This window comes from Actinomadura sp. CNU-125, from assembly GCF_001942465.1.
In the GTDB taxonomy this organism is placed as follows: Bacteria; Actinomycetota; Actinomycetes; order Streptosporangiales; family Streptosporangiaceae; genus Spirillospora.
The window spans coordinates 62014-81729 of sequence record NZ_MKJY01000570.1 but is presented as its reverse complement, the minus strand read 5'-3'; the positions used below and the strand labels follow the sequence as shown (position 1 = coordinate 81729).

The 19716-nt window shown below is 68.9% G+C and carries 33 protein-coding genes; 32 read left to right on the top strand and 1 reads right to left on the bottom strand.

Features of this window, described 5'->3' with window-relative positions; translation table 11 throughout:
* Positions 1–111 precede the first annotated feature (111 nt).
* From BJF79_RS43660 to BJF79_RS43570, 20 genes are all read left to right on the top strand, one after another.
* Positions 112–429, top strand: a complete 318-nt coding sequence (locus BJF79_RS43660) for a hypothetical protein (RefSeq protein WP_075906363.1) — start codon at positions 112–114, stop codon at positions 427–429.
* Positions 426–848, top strand: a complete 423-nt coding sequence (locus tag BJF79_RS43655; RefSeq protein WP_075906361.1) for a DUF4326 domain-containing protein — start codon at positions 426–428, stop codon at positions 846–848. The genes BJF79_RS43660 and BJF79_RS43655 overlap by 4 nt, the downstream gene beginning before the upstream one ends.
* Complete coding sequence (locus BJF79_RS43650) at positions 845–1240, top strand: hypothetical protein (RefSeq protein WP_075906359.1); 396 nt, start codon at positions 845–847, stop codon at positions 1238–1240. Before BJF79_RS43655 ends, BJF79_RS43650 begins: the two co-directional genes overlap by 4 nt.
* Entirely contained in the window at positions 1237–1845 is a 609-nt protein-coding gene (locus tag BJF79_RS43645) for an N-6 DNA methylase (protein ID WP_075906357.1), read from the top strand. The genes BJF79_RS43650 and BJF79_RS43645 overlap by 4 nt, the downstream gene beginning before the upstream one ends.
* On the top strand, positions 1846–3063 hold the full coding sequence (locus BJF79_RS43640; protein WP_075906355.1) for an RNA polymerase sigma factor: 1218 nt from the start codon (positions 1846–1848) through the stop codon (positions 3061–3063).
* A gap of 167 nt (positions 3064–3230) precedes the next feature.
* The gene (locus tag BJF79_RS43635; RefSeq protein ID WP_075906353.1) at positions 3231–3704 is read left to right on the top strand and encodes a helix-turn-helix domain-containing protein; all 474 of its coding nucleotides are present in this window, start codon (positions 3231–3233) and stop codon (positions 3702–3704) included.
* Positions 3705–3829: 125 nt separating this feature from the next.
* Positions 3830–4240 (top strand): hypothetical protein, encoded by a 411-nt coding sequence (locus tag BJF79_RS43630; protein ID WP_075906351.1) that lies wholly within the window; start codon positions 3830–3832, stop codon positions 4238–4240.
* Positions 4237–4608 carry a hypothetical protein gene (locus tag BJF79_RS43625; protein ID WP_075906349.1) on the top strand — a complete coding sequence of 124 codons (372 nt, stop codon included), beginning with the start codon at positions 4237–4239 and terminating at the stop codon, positions 4606–4608. Before BJF79_RS43630 ends, BJF79_RS43625 begins: the two co-directional genes overlap by 4 nt.
* Complete coding sequence (locus BJF79_RS43620) at positions 4605–4904, top strand: hypothetical protein (RefSeq protein WP_075906347.1); 300 nt, start codon at positions 4605–4607, stop codon at positions 4902–4904. Before BJF79_RS43625 ends, BJF79_RS43620 begins: the two co-directional genes overlap by 4 nt.
* Positions 4901–5206, top strand: a complete 306-nt coding sequence (locus BJF79_RS43615) for a hypothetical protein (RefSeq protein ID WP_075906345.1) — start codon at positions 4901–4903, stop codon at positions 5204–5206. The genes BJF79_RS43620 and BJF79_RS43615 overlap by 4 nt, the downstream gene beginning before the upstream one ends.
* Positions 5203–6027 carry a hypothetical protein gene (locus tag BJF79_RS43610; protein WP_075906343.1) on the top strand — a complete coding sequence of 275 codons (825 nt, stop codon included), beginning with the start codon at positions 5203–5205 and terminating at the stop codon, positions 6025–6027. Before BJF79_RS43615 ends, BJF79_RS43610 begins: the two co-directional genes overlap by 4 nt.
* Positions 6024–6200, top strand: coding sequence for a hypothetical protein (locus BJF79_RS56665; protein ID WP_158079471.1), 177 nt, complete (start codon positions 6024–6026; stop codon positions 6198–6200). The genes BJF79_RS43610 and BJF79_RS56665 overlap by 4 nt, the downstream gene beginning before the upstream one ends.
* A 39-nt stretch (positions 6201–6239) precedes the next feature.
* Positions 6240–7100 (top strand): hypothetical protein, encoded by an 861-nt coding sequence (locus BJF79_RS43605; RefSeq protein ID WP_075906341.1) that lies wholly within the window; start codon positions 6240–6242, stop codon positions 7098–7100.
* Positions 7097–7786: a hypothetical protein gene (locus tag BJF79_RS54735; RefSeq protein WP_075906339.1), complete on the top strand. Its 690-nt coding sequence runs from the start codon at positions 7097–7099 to the stop codon at positions 7784–7786. The genes BJF79_RS43605 and BJF79_RS54735 overlap by 4 nt, the downstream gene beginning before the upstream one ends.
* Positions 7787–7862: 76 nt before the next feature.
* The gene (locus BJF79_RS54730) at positions 7863–8240 is read left to right on the top strand and encodes a helix-turn-helix domain-containing protein (RefSeq protein WP_075906337.1); all 378 of its coding nucleotides are present in this window, start codon (positions 7863–7865) and stop codon (positions 8238–8240) included.
* Positions 8241–8745: 505 nt separating this feature from the next.
* On the top strand, positions 8746–9030 hold the full coding sequence (locus tag BJF79_RS43590) for a helix-turn-helix domain-containing protein (protein WP_075906335.1): 285 nt from the start codon (positions 8746–8748) through the stop codon (positions 9028–9030).
* 205 nt (positions 9031–9235) lie between these two features.
* Positions 9236–9460: a hypothetical protein gene (locus tag BJF79_RS43585; protein ID WP_075906333.1), complete on the top strand. Its 225-nt coding sequence runs from the start codon at positions 9236–9238 to the stop codon at positions 9458–9460.
* Positions 9457–9717: a hypothetical protein gene (locus BJF79_RS43580; RefSeq protein WP_075906331.1), complete on the top strand. Its 261-nt coding sequence runs from the start codon at positions 9457–9459 to the stop codon at positions 9715–9717. The genes BJF79_RS43585 and BJF79_RS43580 overlap by 4 nt, the downstream gene beginning before the upstream one ends.
* Before the next feature lies 1 nt (position 9718).
* A complete protein-coding gene (locus BJF79_RS43575) occupies positions 9719–10168 on the top strand; it encodes a hypothetical protein (protein WP_083734677.1) in 450 nt (149 codons plus the stop codon).
* 13 nt (positions 10169–10181) lie between these two features.
* Entirely contained in the window at positions 10182–10568 is a 387-nt protein-coding gene (locus BJF79_RS43570; protein WP_075906329.1) for a hypothetical protein, read from the top strand.
* Between the two features lie 212 nt (positions 10569–10780).
* On the opposite strand, the gene BJF79_RS43565 is transcribed toward BJF79_RS43570, so the two are convergent.
* On the bottom strand, positions 10781–11830 hold the full coding sequence (locus BJF79_RS43565; RefSeq protein ID WP_143220900.1) for a hypothetical protein: 1050 nt from the start codon (positions 11828–11830) through the stop codon (positions 10781–10783).
* A 338-nt stretch (positions 11831–12168) separates the two neighbouring features.
* Between BJF79_RS43565 and BJF79_RS43560 the strand changes: the two genes are divergently transcribed.
* The 12 genes from BJF79_RS43560 (at position 12169) to BJF79_RS43500 (ending at position 19475) form a co-directional block, all read left to right on the top strand.
* Positions 12169–12450, top strand: coding sequence for a hypothetical protein (locus BJF79_RS43560; protein ID WP_262403454.1), 282 nt, complete (start codon positions 12169–12171; stop codon positions 12448–12450).
* Positions 12450–13142 carry a hypothetical protein gene (locus BJF79_RS43555; RefSeq protein ID WP_075906323.1) on the top strand — a complete coding sequence of 231 codons (693 nt, stop codon included), beginning with the start codon at positions 12450–12452 and terminating at the stop codon, positions 13140–13142. Before BJF79_RS43560 ends, BJF79_RS43555 begins: the two co-directional genes overlap by 1 nt.
* Positions 13139–13705 (top strand): hypothetical protein, encoded by a 567-nt coding sequence (locus BJF79_RS43550; protein WP_075906321.1) that lies wholly within the window; start codon positions 13139–13141, stop codon positions 13703–13705. The genes BJF79_RS43555 and BJF79_RS43550 overlap by 4 nt, the downstream gene beginning before the upstream one ends.
* Positions 13702–14592, top strand: a complete 891-nt coding sequence (locus BJF79_RS43545) for an NAD-dependent epimerase/dehydratase family protein (RefSeq protein ID WP_075906319.1) — start codon at positions 13702–13704, stop codon at positions 14590–14592. The genes BJF79_RS43550 and BJF79_RS43545 overlap by 4 nt, the downstream gene beginning before the upstream one ends.
* The gene (locus tag BJF79_RS43540) at positions 14589–15287 is read left to right on the top strand and encodes a glycosyltransferase (protein ID WP_143220899.1); all 699 of its coding nucleotides are present in this window, start codon (positions 14589–14591) and stop codon (positions 15285–15287) included. Before BJF79_RS43545 ends, BJF79_RS43540 begins: the two co-directional genes overlap by 4 nt.
* A 767-nt stretch (positions 15288–16054) precedes the next feature.
* Positions 16055–16369 (top strand): hypothetical protein, encoded by a 315-nt coding sequence (locus BJF79_RS43530; protein WP_075906315.1) that lies wholly within the window; start codon positions 16055–16057, stop codon positions 16367–16369.
* A complete protein-coding gene (locus BJF79_RS43525) occupies positions 16366–16632 on the top strand; it encodes a hypothetical protein (RefSeq protein WP_075906313.1) in 267 nt (88 codons plus the stop codon). The genes BJF79_RS43530 and BJF79_RS43525 overlap by 4 nt, the downstream gene beginning before the upstream one ends.
* On the top strand, positions 16629–17690 hold the full coding sequence (locus BJF79_RS43520) for a hypothetical protein (protein WP_075906311.1): 1062 nt from the start codon (positions 16629–16631) through the stop codon (positions 17688–17690). Before BJF79_RS43525 ends, BJF79_RS43520 begins: the two co-directional genes overlap by 4 nt.
* Positions 17690–17851, top strand: a complete 162-nt coding sequence (locus tag BJF79_RS56660) for a hypothetical protein (protein WP_158079470.1) — start codon at positions 17690–17692, stop codon at positions 17849–17851. The genes BJF79_RS43520 and BJF79_RS56660 overlap by 1 nt, the downstream gene beginning before the upstream one ends.
* A complete protein-coding gene (locus BJF79_RS43515; protein WP_075906309.1) occupies positions 17848–18537 on the top strand; it encodes a hypothetical protein in 690 nt (229 codons plus the stop codon). Before BJF79_RS56660 ends, BJF79_RS43515 begins: the two co-directional genes overlap by 4 nt.
* Before the next feature lie 54 nt (positions 18538–18591).
* Positions 18592–18903, top strand: coding sequence for a hypothetical protein (locus BJF79_RS43510; protein WP_075906307.1), 312 nt, complete (start codon positions 18592–18594; stop codon positions 18901–18903).
* Positions 18904–19223: 320 nt separating this feature from the next.
* Positions 19224–19475, top strand: a complete 252-nt coding sequence (locus BJF79_RS43500) for a hypothetical protein (protein ID WP_075906303.1) — start codon at positions 19224–19226, stop codon at positions 19473–19475.
* Positions 19476–19716: the final 241 nt, after the last annotated feature.

Sequence of the window (19716 nt, the reverse complement as noted above, 5' to 3'; positions counted from 1 at the left end):
CCTGCTGGTGCCATGTGCGTGACACGGCGAGGTCACACGACTTCTAACCACAGAGCACGCGCGACGGGCGCACCAGCCGCCCATAAGCTCCGACGCCCTCAAGGAGACACATTGAGCGAGCCGACCGTCCGCGTCACCCGCTACGAGGTTTCATGCCTCCCGCCTGACAACATCAACGCCCCGCACTTCACCATCACGGTGGAGTGGCGCGGCGGCGGCCTGTGGGCCGTCTGCAGGTTCCAGCAGTGCCTCAGCCGGAGCGGCCAGTGGAGCTACGAGCCGTCGCCGTCGAACCGCTCCGACGAGTGGAAGGCGATGCACCGCTTCGACCTTGAAACGGCCCTGCGGTTCGCCAAGGTGCACGCGCCGCGCATGCGGGTGAACGGCTACACCGTTGCTGACGTCCTCGAAAAGGATGTCGAGCAGTGAGCCCCCGCCGACTCCAGAGGAAGCGCACCAAGGGTTGGCGTAAGCCGCCCGGTGCGGTGATCGTGACGCGCCCGTCCCGCTGGGGCAACCCGTGGCGGATCGGTGAAGGCCCCGACGCCCTCAGCCGCGAGGAAGTCGTCCGCCGGTTCGCGCAGTACCTCCGGGACCGTCAAGGCCCCCGCGCGTCCTGGTACCTCATCGACTACCCGTCCGACGCCGAGATCCGCGCGAACCTCGCCGGCCGGGACCTCCTGTGCTGGTGCCCGCTCCCGGCCGAGGGGGAGCCGGACGTGTGCCACGGCGCGGTCCTCCTCGCGCACGCGAACGGGCTGCCGGGCCGTGTCGGCTACGCCCCCGCGGACAACCCGCAGCCGTGGCGTAAGTCCGTCACCGTCCCCACCGTCGGAGAACTCCTGTGACCGCCGGACTCATGACAGTCCTCGGTGACCGGCAAGCGTGGCAGGACCTGTACTCGTCGGAAGACGCCCCGAGCCGCGCCCGCGTTGAGCAACTCGCCGAACGACTCCAGAACGAGGTCGACGGTGAGGTCGAGCAGATGCTGCACCTCCCGTTCCCCGAACGCAAAACCCTCCTCGACGAAGCCGTGTGGGAGCTCGCGCAAGGCGCCGACGTCCTCCTCTACGCCGGTGAAGAGAACGGGAAACAGGCGTTCGCGGCGCTCCTCCGGATCGTCGCGATCCTGGCGCTGCAGCCCGGCGGGATCACATTCCTCGGGCACCACTGGTGCGTCCTGCACCGCCTGTGCCGGTCCGCGATCCAGATCACCGTGACCAGCGGGAGGCAGGTGTGAGCGGCAAGGAGCAGCGGAAAACGTCCGGGTCGTACTACACGCCCCTGTCGCTCGTCGACTGCCTCCTCGACAGCACCCTCGACCCGCTCATCGACACAGCGGAGCAGGCCCCCGACCCGGAGGAGGCGCTCCGGGAACTGACGATCTGCGACCCTTCGTGCGGCGCCGGAGTGTTCCTGATCCGCGCCGCCCGCCGCGTCGCCGACCACCTCGCCGCCAACCGTGCCGACGGGGGAGACCCGGCCCGGTCCGTGGTGGAGCAGGCCCGCCGCGACGTCGCCGCCGACCAGATGTACGGCGTGGACTTGAACCCGGCCGCCGTCGACATCACCCGCCTCGCCCTGGCAGCCGAGGCCGCGATGGACGGGAAGCCGAACCCGTTCCTCGGCCACCGCATCAAGCACGGCAACGCCCTCATCGGCGCCACACCCGCGCTCATGGCGGCAGGGATTCCCGACGGGGCGTTCCAGCCGATCGAGGGCGACGACGCCAAGTACACCGCAGAACTTCGGAAACGAAACCGGGTCGAACGCGAAGCCCTCCAGCACCACCCCGACGACGCGCGGGACGACGGGCAGCTCGACCTGTTCGGGGAGGTGGTCTGAATGGCGCCGCCCACCGGCGAGGTAAGGCACGGCTACACGCTGACCGACCTGGAGAAAATGACCCGCGCCGCGGTGGTCGCCGACCGTCTCCTCGTCGGCGACATCGAATACCGGCACGGCATCGCCTATTCCGCCATCGTCGAATGCCTTTACGCCAGCGAGGAACCACCCGACCGCGGCCACCTGATCCGCGTCGGCTGGCAGGCGATCGCCCTCGACGTCCGCTGGAGTCTCCGGCACGCCGGCTACCCCGATGACGGACTCCCGGGCGACGACACGCTACGACCGCGATTTCTGCAGTTCTGGGAAGACCACAAGATCGTCCCTTCGCCCGAGGCGAAGGTCGTGGAGACCCTGGCCGCACGCCAAGTCGTCGACACGCTCTCACCCATCTACCGTGACGCGCTCGTGGCGCTGGCCGTCCACGACACCTACCAGGCTGCGGCCGAAGCACTTGGAATTTCCTACGTCGCGTTCAAGGCACGCATCACCGTCGCCCGGAAACAGGTCTTGGCGAACTGGTTCCAAGGGGAGACCCCCCGACGCACCAATCGGGCCGACCGTCGTGTCGCGCGTACGGGCGCGACCGCGCTACGCACTGCTCGAGCGGACACGAGTGGACCCCGGAAAACACCCGCACGCAGCAGCGCATCGTGCGCGGCAAGCTCGCCAGAAGCCGAGTCTGCCGCGCCTGCGAACGAGACCGGTACTCCAGACGGCGGAACGAGCCCAAGCCTGCAAAGGAGGCAGCCTGACATGTCGATCTACGCAACATGGCTGGCCATCGACGACGACGGCCACAGTGAACGCTGCGCCGTCTATGAGGAGATGCCGCCCGGCCAAGGCTGGGCAGAGGGCGCCGCCATGGCCGTCGGTTTCGGCGAGCCCGTCTACTTCCGGCGCACGGACGAGCCCTGCGACTGCGGGAACCAGCCGCCGCTGATTTACCAGGGCTCCCACGTCAACCCTTCCGAGAAGGACCGCCGCGGCGGGTCTCTCGGCATCGCGGCGATCCCGAACCACTGTCACCCCTCGGTCCGCGGCACCCCCACCCTCGACGGCCCGCCCGTGGAGTACCTCCGCCTCACCGCCGAAGAGGACCCCGCCACCTACGGGGACACCACCCCGGGCCTCGCCCAACTCGTCCTCGACCGCGCCCAGGTCGAGCGGCTCCGCGACACCCTCACCACCTGGCTGACAACGAAGGAGCGCTGGTGATCTGCCCGAAGTGCCGTGAGAGGGACCACCTCGCCTGCACCACCCCCGACTGCACCTGCGGCCACGCCGATAGCCCCGTGCGTCCCCTGACGGACCTCGAGCGGCAGGCGTCCGCGCCGGCCGCCTCGACGCGCACGTGATGCCCCGCGAGGCCGAGGAGGAGCCCCGTGCCTGAGCCCACGCCCGGCAGTCGGTCCGAGGACCTGCTACGTAGTGCGCTGCGCGCCGCGATCCCCGCCGCAGGGCGACACCAGGTCACCATCGCCGACGACCTCGGGATCACCACCAAGCACCTGTGCGCCATGCTCACTGGCCGGGCCCGCCTCACCCTCGATTGGGCTGAGCGGATCGCGGAGGCATGCGGGCATGAAGTGGTGGTCGCCGTCGAGCGGCGCAGCGAACCCGACGGCATCACCGTCTACCCCGCCAGCGAACCCCTGTACGGCCGCTGCGATACCTGCGGTGAGATCCGCTGGCAGACGGAGTACCACCGGGCCGGACAGCGACCGGAGCGCTCGGACCACTGCGCATGCTGCACCCACCCGCATGACCTTGGGCGCGGCCACCATGAGAACTGGCAGCCCGGCGTGGCGCACACCTGCGTCCTCTGTGCCGACACCTCGCGCGGGGAGGCTCAGTGACCGCGCCCGCGCCCGCGCCGGCCCGCGCAACGCCGCGCCTGGCCGACGGCACCGAATGCTCGTCGTGGGTCTGGCACGCCTGCGCGTGCCCACGACAGTGCGATCCCGACCCAACGGAGGCACCCATGCCCGAGCCGCCCGCGCCCCGGCCGCAGGACGTGCCGGACGAACTGCTCGACGTGGCGTGGCGTGCCGAACTCGCCCGGTGGTCACCCGGAGCCAGCGCCGAGCAGATCGAGGAGTACTGCGACTTCGCGGCGCACCCGTCGATGGCATCCCACCGCGAGGAGCTGCGGCCCGTCGTTGTCGCCGTGCTGGCCGCCCACGAGCGCATGGTGCGTGAGCAGGCCGCCCGCGAGATCCACGACCGTGCCGCCGCCTACGCCGACGTCCCGACCGGGCCGCGTGCGTCGTTCCGGCGCGGGATGGAAGCCGCCGCCCGGCACATCGCCCCCACCCCCACACCTGGCGAGATCGCGGACGCCATCCGCCGTGGCGACGCGATGTTCTGCAGCCCACCAGAGGAGAGCGAATGACCGAGCCCACGCCCCATCCGGCCTCGGCCGATGTGCCCGCACGGCATGACCGGCTCGCCGCCGCGATGCTCACCCCGCTGATCGACCACGGTCTCCGGGAGGCAGTGAAGTGGGTCATGGAACCCGAGATTCTCGCGATCGAGGCCGTGGTCGAGAAGCGGGTCCGCGCTCGCCTCGCCACCGAGTTCCGGGACGCGGCGCAGGCCATCACCGACAGCGGCGGTGAGAACGACGACCCGCTCGCCGCTGCCATCTGGGACACCTGCCACCAGGCGAGCAGCGCCCCCGCCGTCATCGACGACCCCCGCACCATCGCGATTGCCGCGTACCGGCACCTCGCCGACCGCCTCGAAGGAGACACCCCGTGACCGAGCGCATCTACCGGTACGTCGTCCCGGTCGACGACGCGCCCCATACCATCCACCTCACCCTCGCCCACGCCGGGTACGGGCCGCTGCACGTCGCCGCCACGAACGACGAGGTGGAGTTCTGGGCCGTGCACTCCGACGAGTACCCCGACCAGCCGTACACGTTCCAGGTGGTCGGCACCGGCCACCCGTTGCCGCCCGGCGCGCAGTGGAGAGGCACCGCGCCCCGCACTCCGGACGGCTTGGTGTGGCACCTGGTCGAATTGCCCGTGCTCGGCAACGAGGAGACCCCGTGACCGAGCCCCGCCACATCACCGTGAGCCTCACGGTCCGCACCACCGACCTGACCCCGGATGAGGTCCGCCTCCGGATCCTCGCCGCCGTCGGCGACCAGTTCGAGATCAACCACGCCTCCGCCTACGACCTCAACAGCATCCCCGACGAACCCGAAATCCAACTCGTCGTCTGCCCGGTCCGGGGCTTGCTCGGCGCGTACGTGGGCGACGAGGGCCGCGCCGACGAGCACGCCAAGCGCGAGGGCGCGGCGTGGGCCGGGTTCACGGTCGGCGGCGACTACCGGGGCGAGGTGACGGCGTGACCGACGAACGCGACGCCATGCGGGAGGCATTGCAAACCGGCAGGCCCGTTCGTGAGGCACTCATCGAATACCACGCACAGCCCGAGCCCGAGGCAGCTGAGCCCGGCACCTGGTGCGGTGCTTCCAAGCGCGTGTGGCCCGGCCAACCCTTGCCGTGCATCGGGCCGTGCGTCCTGCGCGCTGGTCATGACGGGCCCGTCCATCAGGACGCGAACGGCGGGCAGTGGACCGACCCGCGCCCGGCCACGGCCGAGGACGCGGAGGCGCTGTGCCAGCCACCCCGCCGGAGCCTGCTGCGGGACCTGACCCGCGAGGCGGTCGACGCCGGGACCTACGGCGAGCCTGCACCTGAGATGGCGCCCACGCTCCGCGAGCAGGTTGCTGACCTCATTCGGCGGTGGCACGCCGACCGGGCGACCGTGTGCGACGACACCTGCACCTGCGGCCTCCAGGGCAACGTCCGCGACCAGCTCGCCGACGCCATGCGCGACATGATGATCCAGACCTCGACCGGCGCGGCCGCAGCAGGGGCGGTTGCCCACATCTCGTGGTCGCAGCTTGCCGACGCGGCGCTGCCCGTCGTCGAGGCCGCGCTCGCCCGTGCCCGCGCGTCGTGCTGTGAGGACGGGGAGCGGACGTACGGCGAGATGGAGCGGCACCTTACTGAGCGCGCCGAGAAGGCCGAGGCCACCGTGCAGCGGTCTCGTGAAGCGCTCGCCGCGTTCGACGGGCGCGGCGTCAACAACTTCGATATCCCAACGCCTGCCGAGGTCCTCGACGCGTGGCGCGCATCCCTCGACCAGCCGGAGGCGACGCCGTGACCACCGAGAAAACCGTGAAGGCCGAAGCCGCCGACACCAAGCACGGCATGACCCTCGACGAGCTCGCCGCGCTCGTCCAGGAAGCGATGCGTGCCGAGATTCCCGGCCACACGGTCGTGAAGGTCGTGGCGACGTGGCGCTCGAGCATCAAGCGCGCCGAGGTGAAGGGCTGAAACCTGGGCCCCGAGCCCAGCAATCAAGGGGGGAACCATATGTCCGACGAGATGCACGACTGCGCCCGCGGCATCCACTGCGCCGCCCGCACCACCACCATCGAGGACGGCGAACGCATCACCATCCCCGCCCAGACGTACCGCACGTTCTGCGACGTCGACCGGGACCGCATCGCTGACGTCCTCACCGACCTCCCGGCCCGCTACGCCGAACTCGCGGCCCGGATCGGTGAGCGCCGCCGCAGCGACGGACCCCGCGTGTCCGGCGGAGGACGCACCGCCCCCATCCCCATCAACACCGCCGTCGACGCGCTGCTTCGCACCGTCGAGGAGATCGTCCTGTCCTGGGACGAACGTGTCCGCGACGTCGCTCGCCTCACCGACCTGACCGCTGCCAACCGGGCCGCCGCTATCCCCGTCGCCTGCGGCATGCTCGCGGCGCACGTCGACGTCCTCCTCACCCTCGACCCGGAGACCATGGCCCGCACCATGGACCTCGCCCACATTGAGCACCTCCCGGAAGACGTGAGCGGCTGGGTCCGGTCCGGGGGATGGGTCTTGTACAACGTGGACCTTGGCGCAGAGCACGCCGGCGTCGAACTCCTCAACCTCCACCACCGCACCCTGAAGATGCTCGGCTACACGCCCCAGCATCACCCCCTCATCACCCCCTGCTGGGAATGCGGCGAACGCGGCCTCCGCCGCCACGACGGCACCGCGGGCCTCGCCGACCACGTTGAGTGCCTCAACTGCCGGGAGCAGTACCTCGGAGGCCGCTTGAACCGCCTCATGGTCGAAGAGGACGAGGCGCAGCAGCGCAAAGCCGACCGGGAACGCCGCCACGACCCCAAACGCCACAGCCTCGCTGGCGCGCGAGAAGGAACCGGAGGCCGACGGTGAACCCCGACGACACCCTCAACGCCATCGACGCAGCCCTCGAAGGGTGGAGCGACTACGACGACGTCGTATCCCCCGACGCGATGCGGTGGGCACCCGAGAACCCCGAACCGGCTGGCAGAGTCCAGATCGCGCCGGTCGGTACACCACCGGGTGCGCAGCACGCCTGGACCGACATCGGATGGACTGACACCGACCAGCGGCTGGTCGGCATCTCTCCAGGCATGGCCATCATCGGCGACAACGCGTTCCGGGCGTTCCGTGAGGCCATCCACTCGATAGCGCCGATGACGCAGGTGCTTGTGGTGCCCCTTGAAGGCGCGGCCCGCAGTATCCATGCCAGCACCGCACCGCTGGTCTACGGTGGCGACTACCGGCATCACCGCCGCGGCTGCCCCTTCTGCAACCCGGCAGGCAACCCCAAGCCCCTCAAAGCGAACGCGTCGACTACACCCGACGCCGCAAGAACAGGAGACGCCGTGGCTGAAGAACGAACCGAGACGGAGAACCTCGTTCGAGCGTCCCTGGAACTCCACCGCCGCGCCATGGTCGCACGCGAGGCCGCGCTCGCTTCCGGACTGCAGGGAAGCGCTGCGCTGGGTGAGGTGCTCAACCGCGTTGACTCCCTGGCTCGCGAGTACGCCGCCGAGATCGAGAAGGCTACAGGCGAACTCCGCAACGTGGTGTAGCCAGAGGCCGGTCCGTGAGCATCGGATTCCTCGAACCAACCCCAGGGGATATCAGGGCATCGCTAATATTGCTGATATGGAAGAAGACTCTCAGTCCTTCGGGCGCACCCTCCGCAGTCTGCGGCTCGACGCTGGACTCAAGCAGACCGAGCTCGCACAAACCTTAGGTGTATCCCAAGCCATGGTCTCGAGTTGGGAGACAGGGAAAGCCTTCCCTGGCTCCTACTTCAAGGAACTCAGCGCAGCGCTTAACGTCCCCTACCGGAACCTCGCCGACCAGTACTTCAACTTCTCCAGCCCGATCGAGCGAGCCGTAGTCGCCGACAAGAGCCTGACACGCAAGGAGCAGGACGCGCTCCTCGCCCACTACGGCGCCGTCTCCGGCCGCGACTCACTCAAGATGGCTGAGCGGCTTCGGAACGGGTGGGGAAGGCCCCCGGAAGAGAAGTCCTGAGGGAGCGGCGGACCGCGCCTCACTGGTCAGCCGGACTCCCAAGCGGGGAGACTGAGGGAGAAGCATCCCCAGAAGCCAGGGTGATCTCTCGAACCGCCTCCGCCCCGTAGACCGGCTGAATGAGCCTTGCCCGCTTCAGATACGGGCGTCCAGGGCGGTAACCAGCGTGGGAGATCAGAGACCGGACGAAGTCAGCGTCCGCTGGATGAAGCCGGAACCTGATCTCCCATCCCTTCTTGTAGGTCTCCCACCCTTCGTCCCGTAGCCGATCCTGCTTCGGCTTACGGACATGCCCGCACAGCGAGAAGTACAAGCCGAGGGTGAGTACGGCGACTCGCGGGAGTCCATGAGGGGACGTTACGCCAGTTCACACACCTTGCCTACGCTTTCGGACCGGCCCAATTTGCGTTGACTGCGCCTGCGGTCCAAACTGATCCACAGGAAGCACACGTCTGCCCTCGGAGCGAACACGCCCCGGGGGTTTTCGCATGTCCGGGGGTGTTTCATGGTCGGGCCGGACGGCAAAGAGTACTGGACCACCAAGCAAGCCGCCGAAGCGTTGGACGTCGCCCCCTCCACGATCAGCACCTGGCGTCGCAACGGATACCTCACCCCCGTCCCCAAGAGCCCGCCCCGCAAGCCTCTGTACCGACAATGCGACGTCATCCACGCCGAGAAGATCGCTTACGACAACGCGATCCGTACCTCCGGCTCGGCGAAGCGCACCTCTCGCCGCCACTTCATGCCGCTCACGCAACACCGCGAGCCCGACACCTCCGCAGCGGCCTGACCCGCTGCTCCTGAACGCGCACCCGGCTGTACTCGTTGCTCATCGGACACGGCCCCGGTGCGCCGCGCACCCACCCCTGTGGTGCGCCCCCTTGCGCGGTTGCCAGGCCCCCGCCGCACCGCGCACGGTGCCTGTCCCGTGGCCTCTGAGGGGTGGCCGCGGGACAGGCACCCACCTCGCCCAACACGTTGTTCCGGAGGTTGCTGTGGCCGCTGACCCCGCATGGCTCGAGAAGATGCGGTCCATCGGCTCGATCACGCGCCGCTCCGGCGACCGCGTCCACGAAGGCCGCGACGACAACGGCGACCGCTACAAGGCGACCACGGACGAGCTCGGCAACACCGTCACCGAACGCGCCGGCGACCGCCAGGACGTCACGATCAACGCGCCGCACCTGCGGCAGGTGTCAACCACGTTGGAGGAGCGGTGAACGCGTCAGAACGGGCCGCGCAACTGCGGACCCTCGCCGACCAACACGAGGCCATGGGCGCCCTGGAAGTCGCCCTCGACGAAGCCCTCGCCGCCTACCGCGCCGCCCCCAGCGAAGAGACCAAGAACGCGTACACCAAGGCGTCCGAGAACCTCAGAGCCGCCCGCGTGGAGGCCCGCGGCTCCGGCGTGATGGTCGCCTCCGGCGAGCCCGGTTCGGTCACCATCGGTGCCCCCAAGGTCGGGAAGGCAGGCTGACATGGCGGTCTCCGGATCCGGCCTGTTCGTCGCGACGTTCATCGACGTGTTCGACGCGACCCAGCTCGCCGTCGACCTCAGCTCCACGGGAAACAAGTGGGCGCTGTTCACCAACTTGATCACCCCGAACTTCACCACCGACACCGCCTACGGCGTGGCCCCGTACGACACCAACGAAGTGTCCGGCGCGGGCTACACCGCGGGCGGCGCCGCAGTGGCGTCCCCGACGTTGACGGGCGCGTCTGGCGTCATCACCTACGACCAGGCCGACACCTCCTGGCCCACGTCGACGATCACCGGCGCCCGGTGCGCACTGCTGTACGCCGACGGCCTCGCCAGCAACAGCGTGATCTGCCTGGTGGACTTCGGTGCCGACTACAGCACCTCCAACGGCACTCTGGCCGTCCAGTGGAACGCCGCGGGCGTGTTCACGCTCGACCTGGTCCCGTGAGGGGAGACGACCCATGGCGCTGACGTTCACGTACTACTCCCACAACTCCGACATCATCGCGAGTGAGCTGAACGCGACGTACGACCCGTCCAACGGCAACGCGGTGTCGACCGTCCACGTCGACAACAACTGGCCCACCGACGGCGGCTTCATCCTCATCCGCCAGTTCAGCGTGACGGACCCGGAACGCCCGGCCGACTGGGAAGACCCCACCGGGCTCGGCAACGTCGTCTACGGCCCGCTGACCGCCGCCGCGGACGCGCTGACCGACTTCGACGTGTCGGCGCTCGGCCTGGTGTTCGCTTTCGACTCGCCGTACTACGGCGACGAGTACCTGACCGCGTCCGGTGAGGGTTCGCTGCTCGCGGGCGGCGAGATCCAACTGCAGCTGCGGGAGTAGGCTCCGGTGGCCGCGCCCGCCTACCGGTCGTCGGGTATCGGCCCGACCAACTCGACCACGTTCACCACAGTCGGCCGCCCATCTGGGCTCGTGAACGGCGACGTCCTGTACGCACTCGTCGTCAACGGATCCGCCACCACCCCGCCAAGCACCGTCCCTACCGGGTGGGCGCTGACGATCGGCGCGGTCATCGGCACCGGCTGGGCCGGCGTCTACGAACACGTCGTCGCCAACGCCGGAACCGAACCCGCTTCGTACACGTGGGACGGCTTCACCGACTCCTGCGCCGGGTCCATGATCGCGATCAGCGGCGCGGACACGACCACCCCGACGCACAAGGCGCACGCGACGGCAACGCCGGACAGCAGCGCCCCGACCGACAGCGGCGTCACCACCGAGGTCACCGAATGCCTGATCATCGGTGGCGTCGGGATCGGAGACAACACCGGAGCGAGCACGTTCACGGCCTCGAACCCGGCGACGCTGACGAAACGCGTCGAGGTCCAGTCGAACGGCGGCACCGACAGCACATCCGCGCTCGCGACCGGCGCACAGACGACCACGGGGGCGACAGGCACCCTCACGGTGACGCTGGCCGGCTCCCGCAACGCGGTCGTGTTCACCATCGCTGTCCAGCCGCCGCAAGCCACAGGCGGAGACGCCACGGCCACACCGTCGCCCCTCGCCGCGGTCGGCACGGTCCCCGCACCCGTCGTGGGGGCGGGCTCGAACACGTCGCCCGGCACCGTGCACGCGGCGTCGTCCATGCCCTCCCCGGTCCTGTCCGCAGGCAGCACGGCTTTGCCCGTTCCTGTCGCTGGCGCCGCGACGGTTCCCGCCCCGGCAGTCTCGGTGACGGGCTCAGCGGACGTGGCCCCGGCAGTGGTGACGACGTCGGCAGCGGTTCCGGAACCGATCGCGTCCGCTTCGTCGACCGCTTCCCCCGCGACGGTGACTGTCGCCTCGTCCATGCCGACTCCGTCGGTGGCAGCTGACGGCAATACGACCGCGGAGCCGACGGTCCTCACCGCCTCGGCTCTGATCCCGACCGCCGCGCCGGCCGCTTCGAGCAGCGCTTCGCCGGGCAGCGTGGCAGCCCAAGCCGTCGTGCCAGCACCCACCTTGACCGCGGGCGCATCGGCGACGCCCGCCGCCGTCCAGGCCGAAGCAGCCTTCCCCGCGGCAGGGAACTCGGCTGGCAGCGGAGTGTCCCCGACGGTCGTTGCTGCTGCTGTCGCGGTTCCGGCCCCGGCACTGTCCACCAGCGCGGCGGCAGTACCAGCCCTCCTCTCCGCTGCATCAACCGTCCCGGCCCCGTCGGCGGCGGAACACACGACCGTGCAACCCGCTGCGGTCACCGCAACTGCGGTGCTCCCCGCCCCGGCACTCGCCACGGCCCTGACGGCTCGCCCTGCCTCGATCGGGGCGGCAGCGTCGTTCCCGGCCCCTCTGGTGACGACCGGCACCGGGCAGGACATCACCGTCACCGTCGGCGTTCCCACCCGCGGGTGGTCCGCCACCGTGGCGCCATCCACGTGGGGTACTGGGGCACCCACGCAAGGTTGGGCCACGGGGACGCTCTGGAAGTGAAGGGGGAGTGGTGCTGACGATCCCCTCGGTCTCGAAGGAGTACCTCCACATCCCCGTAACGGGCGGGTCGGTGTCCACACCTGTGGAGATCGCTGTGATCAACGCCAGCACCGAAGAACCAGCCGAAGCCGACTGGCGACCCGCAGATGAGTGGGACGGCACCACCGCGAAACTCCTCATCGGCCCTGGCGGAACGCTTGAGCTGGAGGACGGCACCTACCGAGTCTGGGTACGCGTCACCGCCAACCCCGAGATCCCGGTGATCCGGTCCGGGCTGCTGGAGGTCACCTGATGCGCGACCTCCTCATCATCGTCCCGTCCCGCGGCCGACCCCAGAACATCGCCGCGCTCCACGACGCGTGGGAAGAGACGAGCACCGGCGCTGCTGCTCTGCTCGTCGCCGCGGACGACGACGACCCGACCCTTCCGGAATACCGGACCGTGTGCCGCGACCGGGGCATCGAACTAACGGTCGGGCCGCGACTCCGCATGGTCCCCACCCTCAACGCCGTGGCAATCGAGCGGGCACCGCACCACTTCGCCCTAGGCTTCATGGGCGACGACCACCGCCCGCGGACCCTCGGGTGGAGCGCCCACTACCTCGCCGCGCTCCGCACCCTCGGCACCGGGTTCGTGTACGGCAACGACCTCCTCGCCGGGGAACGGCTCCCGACACAGATCGCGATGACGTCCGACATCGTCCAGGCACTCGGCGCCATGGTGCCCGCCCTGGTGAAGCACCTCTGGGCGGACAACCAGTGGTGGGACCTCGGGCACGCCATCGACCGCATCCGCTACCTGCCCGACGTGGTCGTGGAACACATGCACCCCCTCGCCGGGAAAGTCAACTACGACGCCGGGTACCGCGAGGTCAACAGCGACACCGCTGCGCAAAAGGACCGCGAGGTGTACGCCCACTGGTATGAGAGCCAGCGCGCCACCGACGTCGCGAAACTCCGCGCGCTGATCGAGCAGGCCGCGTGACCCGCCGACGCCTCCGCCCCGCCTACACGCCGGACGAGCTCGCCCGCATCTACGCGGCACCGCACGACCACACCCGCTGGGACGACCACCGCCTCCGCGTCGGCGCCACCATCGAAGCTTGCCGCTGGTTCACCAGCGTCGAGGACGTCCACACCGTCGCGGACCTCTCGTGCGGTGACGCCGCGATCGCTCGCTCTCTCGGCACCGGCGCCGACGGTCTCGTCCTGGGCGACTACGCACCCGGCTACGCCTACACCGGCCCCATCGAGGCCACGGTCGAGCAGATCCCGGACGTGGACCTGTTCATCTGCTCCGAGACGCTCGAGCACCTAGACGACCCCGACACCGTCCTGAAGCAGATCCGAGCGAAGACCGGCCGGCTGGTGCTGTCCACCCCCATCGACGCGGGCCACGACGCCAACCCTGAGCACTACTGGTCCTGGGCCCGCACCGACGTCGAGCACATGCTCACCGCCGCCGGGTTCACCGTGGAGGTGTTCATGGCCGTCGACCCCCGCCCCGCAGGCCGCTACTACCAGTTCGGTATCTGGGCCGCCCGATGATGGACGTCGTCGTCACCGGAGCGGGCGGGTTCCTCGGCCGCCACTTCACCGCCGCGCTCGTCGAGCAGGGCCACCGCGTCCTCGGCATCGAGGTCGGCAAGTGGAACGCGTTCGACTTCTTCCGCACCGACCGCAACGCATGGGACCTCGTCATCCACTGCGCCGCGGTCGACCCGCACCGCACTGCGATCGACAACCATGCCCTGACAGTCGGCGCCGGGAACCTCCGCCTTGACGCGACCATGTTCGAGTGGGCCGCGCACGTCCGCCCGAAGCGGGTCGTGTACTTCTCCAGCTCCGCCGCGTACCCCGTCGACCTTCAGAACGACCACGCCTTCCCGCGGAATCTGCGAGAGGACGACATCCGCTTCGACCGGCTGAACGTCGGCACCCCGGACGCCATCTACGGTTGGCTGAAGCTGACGGGGGAGCGCCTCGCGAACGCCTACCGCGCACAGGGCGGCGCCATAACGGTGGTGCGCCCGTTCTCCGGCTACGGCGAAGACCAGACCGCGGACTTCCCGTTCGGGGCGTTCCGCGACCGCGCGATGCGCCGCGAGGACCCGTTCGTCGTGTGGGGCGACGGCACCCAGGTCCGCGATTGGGTACACGTGGACGACGTGGTGGGCGCAACCCTGGCCGCAGTCGATGCGGACGTGGACGGTCCACTGAACCTCTGCACTGGCGTTGGCGTGTCCATGGCCGAACTCGCGGCGATGTTCTGCGCCGAGGCCGGCTACGACCCGCGGTTCGAGTTCCTCACCGGCAAGCCCGCCGGGGTGGCGTACCGGGTCGGTGACCCGGCCCGCTGCCGCGAGGTCTACAAGCCGCGCGTCACCCTCGCCGAGGGCGTGCGCCGAGCCCTGTCCGCAGCACGGGACGCATGATGCCGGTTCCGATCATCTGCCTCACCAACGGCCGCCCCGACTGCATCTCCAAAACGATCCCGTCCGCAATCGAGCACCTGACGGGCGTCGGCGACATGGTCATCGTTGACGACTCCGGCGACCCCACGTACGGGCAGTGGCTCGAGGACGAGTTCATCGGCGGCCCCCTCAACGGCAAAATCCTCCACCTCGGCAAGGCCCGCGGCTACTGGGCCGCAATGCAGGCCGTGTGGTCCCTCGCCCGCCACTGGACAGCCTTCTACGGCACCACCACGTTCTTCTTCCTCGAGGACGACTTCGTCTTCAACCAGCCCGTCGACCTTGAGGAGCTCGCCGGCGTCCTCAACGACCGCCCGTACCTCACGCAGGTCGCGCTCGTCCGCCAGCCCTGGTTCGGCAACGAGGTCGAGCACGGCGGCCTCATCGAAGCCCTCGAAGCGCAAGGCCAAGACTTCACCGAGGTCACCGACAACGGCCGCACGTGGATCGAGCACCGCGCCTGCTTCACCGGCAACCCCTCGGTGATCCCGGCCCGCACCTACGATCACGACTGGCCGTCCGGCGACTGGTCCGAGTCCCGTTTCGGCCAGGAACTGTTCCGCGACCCGCGCACCCGCGGCGCCTACTGGGGCGCCCGCAGCGACCCGCCCCGAGTCGAACACATCGGCCACACCCGAGTAGGCGCAGGCTACTGATCAAGCGACCTGACCACGTGAATGGACGTCTCCGAAGACATCGTCAAAGTGGTGTCCCAGCCTGTCGGGGACGAGGTAGTAGGCGCCTCCGTGGGAACGTGGCCCGACTGTCCCGTACGTTTGCACCTCTGTTGGAGTCAGCACGCTGAGATTCCCGAAGACGTAGAACACAGGAAGCTCAAAGGCAGCGAGGAACTGCAGCCCGAAACTGACGCAGTCGCGCTTGACCGCGTACCGGTTCGAGTGGGTGGACCTCATACGATCTTTGGCGTCGATCGTGACCACGTCGCCATCTCGGGCTGCGACCAGGTCGGGGAAATAGCGCCAACGGGAATTGCTGTGGCTGAGCGCATCCTGGATACGTGGCGGCAAGATGCCCTGGCCCCAGGGAGCGACGTTCCACCCCGAAGCCCTGAGAGCCTCAGTGACCCGAAGTTCGTGAGCTTCGCCGACTCGAATGCGATCGTTCCATGCGTCCATAATTCGGACTATGGCATGCACCGCTGATAAGCGCGCGTGTGTGTTCGTGGATGAGCCCCGTAGATCCCGTTTACTCCCCGTCCTTCCACGGTCTCCCACGTACTCCTACGTACTCCCACGTACTCCTTTGTACTTATTTGGACAGCGCGACAAGCAACGAATGGTTATGAAAATGTAACCATTTTGGAAGATCGTCCCCTGATCCCCCGGTCTGCGTTCCTCCTCCTTGGAGTGGGGGCGGCGTGGACGCAGACCGGGCCCAACCCACTCCAACAGAAGGACCCCTCATGCCCGACAGCGACTACCCGCTCAACAGCCTGGACAACGGCATCGCCCCGGACGAGGAGAAGCCGAAGCAGCCCACGGCTGCACTCATCGAGATCGTCGAGAAGAGCAACACCACCGACGACACCCCCGGCGGCAGCGTCATCATCCCGAACGAAGTCCGTATCAACGGCATCCCGCTGCTGATCCCCGACGGTCATCAGATCAAGGTCCACGACATGACCTTCAACGACGGACGTGGCGAGGACACCGTCTACGTGACCCTCACCCTGTTCGCCCGCCGCGTCACCATCGCCGCGGAAGGGGACCTGGCGTGAAGTACCTTACGACCGCGCAGCGCCTCGCCGCCTACCGCGACGAACTCCAAGAGGCGGGCTTCGACGAGCCGACGACTGGGGACCTCATCAACTTCGCCGCTCCACGCAACCTGGACGACGTCGAGGTACAGGCCGACCTGGACGACACCGCCGAGTCGCTGGGCGAGGTCCGCGTCCGCATGGTGCCCCGTTTGGATGAGGACGACCTGAAGCGTGTCGCCGAGCGCGTGCACAACACCGTGGACGAGGCGGGCCGCCGATGAGGGGCCACACCGTCGACTACCGCGCCCAGGAAGACACGCCTCCCCGCGGGCGCCTCTTCGACCGCGGCTTCTGGATCAACGACATCCCGCGCCCGCTTCTCACCTGCCGCACGTTCGGGCACAAGCCGGTCGTGGACGGCTTCGGCGACGGCAGCACTCCCGGCCACACCGCCCGCTGGGTGGTGTGCGACCGCTGCGGCGAACGCCCCAACCCGCAAGGCGCCCTCGACCCTGCCGAGTGGAGCGTCGGCGACGCCTACACCGGCCCGTGGACCAAGAGCCAGCCTGTTCACGCCGAAGTGCTGAAGGCGCAACAGGCCCGTGGTGAAGCCACCGTCGGCCCGCATGCCCCGCACCCCGGGCCGTGGCCGGCGAACCCGACCTGGACGTTCAGCGGGCAGGCCATCCTCGGCAAGAACATCCCCGGCGCCTCCATCGAGGCCAAGGTCGGGAACAGCGGCAGCGAAGAGCCCATCGCCGCTCACATCCGCATCCACCCGATCGGCGCCCTCTACCTCGGCGCCAACACCCTCGGCCGCGGACTCCAACGCCGCCTCAACCCCACCGGTTACGAATCCCGCGTCATCGGCGTCGACATCGACCACAACCGGCTCACCTGGCAGCTGTGGGCGAGACGGGACCACTGGTCCAGGAGCGACCCGCGCTGGCAGCAGGGCTCCATCAACCTCGACGTCGCCACGAAGCTGTTCGGGCAGAAGCGCTACTGGTTCACCGACGAAGGCGACCCTGTGGAAGCGACCGTGCGGCTCCCGCACGGCGACGACCACACCGTCACTCTCCAACTGCAGCGCTGCGAGTTCGGCCGCGAGAAGCTTCGCCGCCGTGAGCTCACCTGGACCGTGGACTGGGACAAGCAGGGCGGCGGCATCCCGACCGAGCCGGGTGGCCGCGGCCGGGTCTCCGGATTCCACATTGATGTCTCCGCCGCCTCCGTCCGCAACGGCACGTGGCCTCTCGAAGCCGCTGCCGCGATCGCGAAGACGGTCACCGCGATGCGGACTCGTGAGGGCATGAACATTCCCGCGGAGGTGGCGTGATGGCCGACAGGATGCCAGCCGACCCGGTCACCGACCTCGCCGCGATGGCCGTCCAACTCCACGAGGTGTACGAGTTGTACGTTGCCGCCGGCTTCACCGGCGCGCAAGCAATGCAGATGGTGTGCACCATCATCGCGGCCAGCATGGGCGCCTCTCCGTGACCCGCGTCCTCGTCGCGATCCCGTGGCGTCCCCAGCCGGACCGCGTCTACGCCCACGACATCACCACGGCCCGCTACCGGTACCTGCTGCCCGACGCCGACTTCCTGAACGTCGACACCGCGCACGAACCGTTCTGCCTCGCCGCGTGCCGCAACGAGGGCGTCCGCCGCGGCGAAGCCAGCAGGTACGACGTTGTGGTCCTCGCTGACGCCGACACCCTCCCCGAACACGGCCCGCTCACCGCCGCGATCGAAGCCGCAGTGACGGACGACCGGGTGCATCTGCCCTACACCGAGTACCGGTCCCTCCGCGCGGACGGCACCCGCCAATACCAGGCGGGCCGCCCGCTGGAAGCATGCAACGCCTTCGTGGTGGCCGGCGCCTGCTCCGGCGTCTACGTCACAACCCCGAAGACGTGGTGGGCGCACCACGGGCAGGACGAACGGTTCCTCGGCTGGGGCGGCGAAGACGCAGCCTGGTACTCGGCCCACACCACGCTCCTCGGCGCCCCACCAGCCCGGCATGAGGGCCGCGTGTACGCCCTGCACCACGAGTCCGCGGTCAAGGAAGGCGACCAGTACCGCGACAACTTCGCGCTCGTCTACCGGTACCACCAAGCCGACGGCGACCCCGAAACGATGAGGGCGCTGCTCACGGAAGGAACCGTGAACCGCCAGGTGGCGTGAATGTCACCTGCGGAAACACGGCACCCATACTCCTCAGTAACCAAGGGGGAGACCATGCCGAACGGGCAATGGGCGAACTCCGACCGCGCCTCGCGCCTCCCACGCGACTGGGCAGCCCGCCGCGCCGAGGTGTTCCGCATCCACGGCGACACCTGCCACGTGTGCGGACTACCGGGCGCCGACGAGATCGACCACATCGTCGCGGGGGACGACCACCGCATCGAGTCCCTCGCCCCGATCCATGGCAGGCGTACTGGCCCGCGGTGCCACGTCTACAAGTCGAGCAGCGAGGGCGGCAAGGCGGCGCAGGTGAAGAAGCCCAAGCGGCAACGCCCACCCGAACCACACCCCGGACTCCGCACGTGATCCCCGCCCTGCGGCGGGAACAACCAACGGACGGAGGTGCGAACATCATGGCGACGCGACGCGGCAGAGAACCCGGCAGCGCAGAGACGCTCCGCCGCTACTGGTCCAAGGGCGGCAAGGGCAACGCGACAATCCGGTGGGGCACGCCCGGAGACTGGACCCGCTGCAACCGCGCCCTGTCGAAGTACATGGGTGCCCGAGCCAAGGGCTACTGCCAGCGCCTCCACCGCAGGAACACGGGCGCGTACACAGGCAGTCGAGCCAACGTCGGCAAGCGACGCTGACGCACAACACGTTCACGTATCGACTTTCACCGACACATGACCGGGAACCGCATGCCCGCACAACCTGCCGACCAGATCCTCCGCAACCTCGGAGTCACCCTCGACCTCGCCGACGGAGACCTGGTCGCCAACGCGGTCGTGGTCAGCAAGGTGATAGCGAGCAACGGTGAGGTCGGAGTCGTGGTCTCCAACAGCGAGGGAACCAGTTGGCTCGACCAGCTTGCCCTCATCACTGCTGCTTCGGAGATCCTTCGTCAGTCCCAGTTCGTCGGACCAGACGAACCCTAGACAGCACCACACCCGACCAGCCGGCACGGGGCGGGCCGACGGGGCAGCACGGCAGCACGGCAGCACACCAGGTCACAGGCAGCAGCACACCAGCCAACGCCGATGACCATCTGCTACGACACGACAGCGATCACGAGCATCACAGCGAACACAAGATCAACAACGCATTGACAGCCGTCCAAGATCACCGCCGACCCGGCCTCCCGGCCGCCCAACCGGGCCCCTCCAGCACCCCCCAAGA

What these genes read in the sequence shown, in the direction of transcription:
- BJF79_RS43520 (WP_075906311.1), top strand. Translation starts at nt 16,629, where the DNA reads ATGAGGGGCCACACCGTCGACTACCGCGCCCAGGAAGACACGCCTCCC.
- BJF79_RS43570 (WP_075906329.1), top strand. Translation starts at nt 10,182, where the DNA reads ATGGCGCTGACGTTCACGTACTACTCCCACAACTCCGACATCATCGCG.
- BJF79_RS43605 (WP_075906341.1), top strand. Translation starts at nt 6,240, where the DNA reads ATGTCCGACGAGATGCACGACTGCGCCCGCGGCATCCACTGCGCCGCC.
- BJF79_RS43500 (WP_075906303.1), top strand. Translation starts at nt 19,224, where the DNA reads ATGACCGGGAACCGCATGCCCGCACAACCTGCCGACCAGATCCTCCGC.
- BJF79_RS43540 (WP_143220899.1), top strand. Translation starts at nt 14,589, where the DNA reads ATGATGCCGGTTCCGATCATCTGCCTCACCAACGGCCGCCCCGACTGC.
- BJF79_RS43510 (WP_075906307.1), top strand. Translation starts at nt 18,592, where the DNA reads ATGCCGAACGGGCAATGGGCGAACTCCGACCGCGCCTCGCGCCTCCCA.
- BJF79_RS43530 (WP_075906315.1), top strand. Translation starts at nt 16,055, where the DNA reads ATGCCCGACAGCGACTACCCGCTCAACAGCCTGGACAACGGCATCGCC.
- BJF79_RS43555 (WP_075906323.1), top strand. Translation starts at nt 12,450, where the DNA reads ATGCGCGACCTCCTCATCATCGTCCCGTCCCGCGGCCGACCCCAGAAC.
- BJF79_RS56660 (WP_158079470.1), top strand. Translation starts at nt 17,690, where the DNA reads ATGGCCGACAGGATGCCAGCCGACCCGGTCACCGACCTCGCCGCGATG.
- BJF79_RS43590 (WP_075906335.1), top strand. Translation starts at nt 8,746, where the DNA reads ATGGTCGGGCCGGACGGCAAAGAGTACTGGACCACCAAGCAAGCCGCC.
- BJF79_RS43575 (WP_083734677.1), top strand. Translation starts at nt 9,719, where the DNA reads ATGGCGGTCTCCGGATCCGGCCTGTTCGTCGCGACGTTCATCGACGTG.
- BJF79_RS54730 (WP_075906337.1), top strand. Translation starts at nt 7,863, where the DNA reads ATGGAAGAAGACTCTCAGTCCTTCGGGCGCACCCTCCGCAGTCTGCGG.
- BJF79_RS43630 (WP_075906351.1), top strand. Translation starts at nt 3,830, where the DNA reads ATGCCCGAGCCGCCCGCGCCCCGGCCGCAGGACGTGCCGGACGAACTG.
- BJF79_RS43640 (WP_075906355.1), top strand. Translation starts at nt 1,846, where the DNA reads ATGGCGCCGCCCACCGGCGAGGTAAGGCACGGCTACACGCTGACCGAC.
- BJF79_RS43625 (WP_075906349.1), top strand. Translation starts at nt 4,237, where the DNA reads ATGACCGAGCCCACGCCCCATCCGGCCTCGGCCGATGTGCCCGCACGG.
- BJF79_RS43545 (WP_075906319.1), top strand. Translation starts at nt 13,702, where the DNA reads ATGATGGACGTCGTCGTCACCGGAGCGGGCGGGTTCCTCGGCCGCCAC.